General features: G+C 71.0%; 4 protein-coding genes. 1 reads left to right on the top strand and 3 read right to left on the bottom strand.

Features of this window, described 5'->3' with window-relative positions; all coding sequences use genetic code 11:
- Positions 1-187: 187 nt before the first annotated feature.
- Positions 188-1,492 carry a HAMP domain-containing sensor histidine kinase gene (locus E1285_RS42845; protein ID WP_132160647.1) on the bottom strand — a complete coding sequence of 435 codons (1,305 nt, stop codon included), beginning with the start codon at positions 1,490-1,492 and terminating at the stop codon, positions 188-190.
- A gap of 192 nt (positions 1,493-1,684) precedes the next feature.
- Between E1285_RS42845 and E1285_RS42840 the strand changes: the two genes are divergently transcribed.
- The gene (locus tag E1285_RS42840) at positions 1,685-2,590 is read left to right on the top strand and encodes a LysR substrate-binding domain-containing protein (protein WP_132160646.1); all 906 of its coding nucleotides are present in this window, start codon (positions 1,685-1,687) and stop codon (positions 2,588-2,590) included.
- A 79-nt stretch (positions 2,591-2,669) separates the two neighbouring features.
- Here E1285_RS42840 and E1285_RS42835 read toward each other — a convergent pair whose 3' ends face one another.
- The gene (locus E1285_RS42835; protein ID WP_132160645.1) at positions 2,670-3,590 is read right to left on the bottom strand and encodes a glycerophosphodiester phosphodiesterase family protein; all 921 of its coding nucleotides are present in this window, start codon (positions 3,588-3,590) and stop codon (positions 2,670-2,672) included.
- A gap of 160 nt (positions 3,591-3,750) precedes the next feature.
- A partial coding sequence (locus E1285_RS42830; RefSeq protein ID WP_132160644.1) for an adenylate/guanylate cyclase domain-containing protein occupies positions 3,751-5,433 on the bottom strand: 1,683 nt, incomplete at its 5' end.

The raw sequence follows: 5,433 nt of genomic DNA, 5'->3' as shown, positions 1-5,433 counted from the left end.
GCCCCTGGCCCCGCGTGCACCGCGCACCGCGGGGTTCTCCGTTTCCCGGGGATGCGGCTTCCCGGGCCCGCGGCTTCCCGAGGACGCGGCTTCCCGGGGACGCCGGGCACGCGGGCTTCCGGAACCCGCCGGGCACGCGGCCGTCATCGGGCGCCGGGTGCGATGCCTGTCCGGCGGCCGCCGCCTTTCAGGAAGGTCGGGGAATCCGGAGGACGAAGCGGGCGCCTCGCGGGCTGTCCTCGATGGTCAGCGTCCCGTCGTGGCGCTCGGCGATCTCGCGGGCGATCGGGAGGCCGAGACCGGTTCCGGCGGCGTCCCGGGCCTTGCCGGCCTCAAGGCGGGAGAAGCGCTGGAAGACGATCTCCCTGTCCTGCTCGGCGACGCCCGCGCCGTCGTCGAGGACCTCGAGGACGCCGGAGCCGTCCTCGCGGCGCACGGTGATGTCCACCCGCTCGTCGGCGTGCCGTTCGGCGTTGTCCAGCAGGTTCGTCAGCAGCCGGACCAGGCGGAGCCGGTCGCCGCGCACCGTGACGCCCTCCTGGACGTGCGGGACGATCTGCTTCGTCCGGTCCGATCTGGCGACCTCGATGGTGACGAGCGCACCGAGGTCGATGGTCTCGCTCTCCCCCCAGTCCGCGGCGTCCAGGCGGGCGAGCTGCAGCAGGTCGGTCACGATCGCCTGCAGACGTTCGAGGCTCTGCAGGACCGTCCGTGCCGTCTGCGGCCAGTCGACGTCCTCCGGGAACAGCAGGGCCTCCTCGATCTGGGCGCGGGCCGCGGTGATCGGGCTGCGCAGATCATGGGACGCGTCCGAGGTGAAGCTGCGCTGGCGCTCCAGGGCGCTGTCGAGGCGGTCGAGGGTCGCGTTGGCGGCCTCCGCGAGCCACCGGATCTCGTCCTGGTTCGACGGGACCGTCACGCGGCGCCCCGACCTGCTGGCGGTGATCTCCGCCAGTTCGGAGCGGATCGCGTCCACCTGGGCGAGGGTCCGGTCGACCGTCCCCCATGCCCGCAGGCACACCAGCAGGATCACCAGGAGCGAGGTGCAGATCAGGAACATGAGGAGGCCGGCGTTGACATACCAGGGGATGGTGGGGGTGGCCGCGTAGACGATCCAGTCTCCGCTCGGCTTGTAGACGCGGTAAGCGGTCACCCACATGCATCGGTGGAGTCCTCGCGGCGGGCAGAGGACCCGGGTGGAGTAGGTGCCCTTTTCCGCAGGGCCGAAGCGGGCGATCGGCCGCCCGGCCCGCACCCCATCCGTTCCGGCGACCACGTCGCGCCGGTCGTTCAGGACCTGGAGGACGACGCCCTCCGGCGCCTCGATGCCGCCTCGTACCCGCGCCCGATCGACCTCATAGGTGAGCCGCAGCGCCGCGGAGGCGACCTTGTTCCGCTCGTAGTCCTCCGCGCTGCCGCGGACCCCGACGACGACCAGCGTGCTGAGGATGCCGCAGATCAGAGCGGTGACCGCCCCGGCAATTACGGTCATCCGCACCCGTATGGACCATGTGCGCCGTCCGTTCACCCGACCTCCCGCAGGTGAGGTAATCACCGCCCAGATCGAAATCAGTCCTCTGAACAGCAGTGACGCACCCAAGAGAGTCCAAAGAAATCGTTCGCCGCCCTCCGGAGGCGGCAGAAGCCACAGCACTGCATACCTGCGCTGTTAGCATCGTTGGTTATGGAGCTGCGCCAGCTTGAGTACTTCGTGGCGGTGACGGAGGAGGCCGGCTTCACGAAGGCGGCCGCCCGGCTGCACGTCGCCCAGCCGGGCGTGAGCGCCCAGATCCGGCAGCTTGAACGCGAATTGGGCCAGCCGCTGTTCGACCGGTCGGGACGGACCGTCCGGCTCACCGAGGTCGGCGAGGCCGTCCTACCGTACGCGCGGGCGGCGCTCGCGGCGGTCGAGGGCGCGCGGCAGTCGGTGGACGAGCTGACGGGGCTCCTGCGCGGGCATGTCACGATCGGCACGATCGACTGGATCCAGTCCCTGGACCTGCCCGGCCTGCTGGCCGGCTTCCATCGCGATCATCCGAACGTGGAGATAACAGTCGTTCAGGAGGACGCCGCGACGCTCGCCGACGCGCTGCGGCACGGACGGGTCGATCTCGCGTTCCTCAGCCTCGGCTCCTCCGAACCTCCGGAGGGCATCGCGACCCGGATCGTCATCGAGCAGGACCTCTTCGCCGCCGTCGGCCGAGGCCACCCGCTGGCGCGGCGGTCCACCCTCCGGCTGCGGGCCCTCGCCGACGAGGACCTGATCAGCCTGCCGAAGGGCACCGGGATCCGGGCCGTCCTGGACGAGGCGTGCGCGGACGCCGGCCTCAGCCCGCGCATCGCGTTCGAGGCCGGCGAACCGCCCGTGCTCGCGCAACTGGCCGCACACGGACTCGGCGTCGCCGTCCTGCCCGAGTCCGCCACCCGCGACCTGCGGGACGACGTGCGCGCGATGCCGATCGTCCAGCCGCGGCTGACCGGGCGGATAGCGCTCGCCTGGCGCACCGAGGGCCCGCGCAGCCCGGCCGCCCGCACCCTCCTCGCCCGCACCCGCCAACACCTCCCCCAGCCTCGGCCCCAGTCCTTCTGACCGGACACCGCGACCAGGGCGCCGCGATCAGGCGCCATGGTCGGAGGCTCATGGCCGGGGGCGGCGAACAGCGTGCGGGTCAGGCGGCGGAGCGGTCGGCGGCCTCTCGCAGGACGCGGCGGAGCACATCCGGCTTGTTGGTGATGATCCCGTCCACCCCGAGTCCGGCGGCCTTCCTCATCTGGCCGCGGTCGTCCAGCGTCCAGGTGAGGACGTCCATCCGGGCCGCGTGCACCTTCTTGACGTAGGACGCGGTCAGATCGCCGTACGTGGGGTTGATCTGGTCGGCGTAGGACGCCAGCTTGCGCAGGTCCCCGGCCTTCGGCTTCCCGAGCAGCCCGGTCGGCACCTCGGGCATCACGGAGTGGAAGCGCCGCACGGACGCCCAGTCGAACGACTGGACGGCCAGCCGGCGCTCGCTCGGGTCGTGCCGCAGCCACGACGGCGAGCGCTTCAGGGCCGCCGCGATGCGCTTCTCGATGCCCGGGTAGAGCGCGGGGCTCTTGACCTCCAAAAGCATCCCGAGACCCTTGCCGCGCATGGCCCGGAGCACCTGAGCCAGTGTCGGGACGCGTTCACCCTTGTACTTCTTCGCGAACCAGGAACCCGCGTCCAGCTTCTTGATCTCGGCCAAGGTGAAGTCGGAGACCTTCCAAGGCGCCCGGTCCGGATACACCTGCTCGACGTTCGTCGTCCGGGCGAGCGTGGTGTCGTGCATGACGACGAGCTTGTGGTCCTTGGACTCCTGGACGTCGATCTCGAACACGTCCGCGCGCTGGGTCCTGGCCAGCTCGACGGCGGCGAGCGTGTTCTCCGGCGCGTAGGCGGAAGCGCCACGGTGCGCGACGTTCGTGATCTCGTCCGGCGCGGCGTTCAGCCCCGGACGCGGCTCAGGCGCACCGGACGGCTGGGCGGGGTCCGCGGCGGCGGGCATGGCGGGAACGACGATCGCCGCCGAGGCCGTGACGGCGATGAGGGCGAGCCGGGTACGTCGGTGCATGGTCACCTCTTGGGAGCTGGGGCCTGTCCGCCCCAACCTTCGAACCGTCCGGTGACACCGGAGTTACGGGCCGGTAGCAGACCGTGTACTGCCGGTGACGATACGCACTCCGCCCGCGACGCCACGACGGCGACACGATCCTTTGATCAGAACGGACGGACTATTCGCCCTCGTCCTGCTTCCGCGTGCCCTTGGCCGTCTTCGACAGGACCAGCGCCCCGACCAGCAGCTTCCGGCTCCACCGCAGCGGAAGCGGGACACGGGCCGCCGCCTTCACGGGTTCCGGCTCCAGGGCCGGGAGAGGCGGCCGCGGCGTGCCCAGCCGGGTCGGACGGCTCCGGCCGCGCAGAATGACCGACTTGCCGAGATCCCACTCGTCCGACTCGGCGAGATGGGCGAGCTCCAGCACGGTCGCCGAGGCGAGGACCCGCCGGTCCCACGTCTTCGCCATGTCGCTGAGCCGCGCCGCCTCGTTCACCGGATCACCGATCACCGTGTACTCGAACCGCTGCTCGGCGCCGATGTACCCGGCGACCACGGGACCCGCCGACACGCCGATCCCCGCGTCCAGCATCGGCACCTCGACCCGGAGCCGCAGCGACAGCTCGCGCGCCGCCCCGAGCGCCGCGCCGGCCGAGTCGTCCACCTGCGTCGGCGCCCCGAAGATCGCGAGCGCCGCGTCCCCCTCGAACTTGTTGATCCATCCCCCGTGCCCGGCCACCACCGTCACCACGACGCCGAAGAACCTGTTGAGCAGCTCGACGACCTCGTCGGGCCTCCGCGTGTCGGCCAGCCTCGTCGACCCGGTGAGATCGACGAACAGGACCGCCACCTCCCGCGTCTCGCCGCCGAGCGTGATGTCTCCGCGCTCCAGCGCCAGATCGGCGACCTCCTCGCCCACATGGCGTCCGAAAAGATCACGCAGCCGCTCATGCTCCCGCAGCCCGGCGACCATGTGGTTGAACCCGGCCTGCAACTGCCCGACCTCGCTGGCGTCGTACACGTCCACCTCGGCGCCGAGGTCCCCGCGCTCGACCCGCGCCATCCCCTTCCGCACCGCCTTGATCGGATCAGCGATCGCCCGGGTCGCCATATAGATGACATAAACCCCCGCGAGCAGCGCGACCCCGCCCAACCCCAAGATCGTGATCGCAAGCTGGACGACATTGATGTCCGGCGCGGCCAGCGCGGCGATGGCGACACAGATCAGCCCGAACACGGGAATCGCCGTCCCGAGCGCCCACGCGAGCATCACCCGCGTGGTCACCCCCGGCAACCGGAACCTGCGCGGCCGCTCCGCCCCCAGCACCAGCGCCGCCGCGGGCCGCAACAACCGCTCCGACAGCAGGTAGACGATCGTGCACGTCGTCGCCGCCCCCAGCAGGCACGTCAACCCCGTCTTCACCGCTAGCCGCCCGGTGAACAGGACAAGATCGAGAACCGCCCACCCGAGGGCGCCGACCGCCCACAACGCCCCGACCAGCAGCGTCAACCTGAGCGGCCCGAGCAACACGGCCCGCCGCTGCTGCCGATCGGCCTCACCCCCGTCCCGGACGAAGCTGACCACGGGCCGCCACAACCACAGCCCCGCGAGCAACGCCACGGGTACCGCGACCAGGGGATAACTGAAGAACGCCACCGCATTCACCTGGTGGGCGTATTCGCGATCGGCCAACGGCGGATCGGGAACCACGAACGTCGTGAACAGCAACACGACCAGCGAACCGACCAGGTTGGCGGAACCCACCACCACGAGCAGCACCCACCGCACACGAATCTCGAGCATGCTGGTCACGTGCGCCTCCGGGGGGACGAACCCGCTCCAAGGGATCATCCCACGCCC

It is taken from the genome of Actinomadura sp. 7K507 (genome assembly GCF_004348425.1).
GTDB lineage: Bacteria > Actinomycetota > Actinomycetes > Streptosporangiales > Streptosporangiaceae > Spirillospora.
The sequence above is the reverse complement of the archived record's forward strand: the minus strand, read 5'-3'. Positions and strand labels throughout refer to the sequence as shown.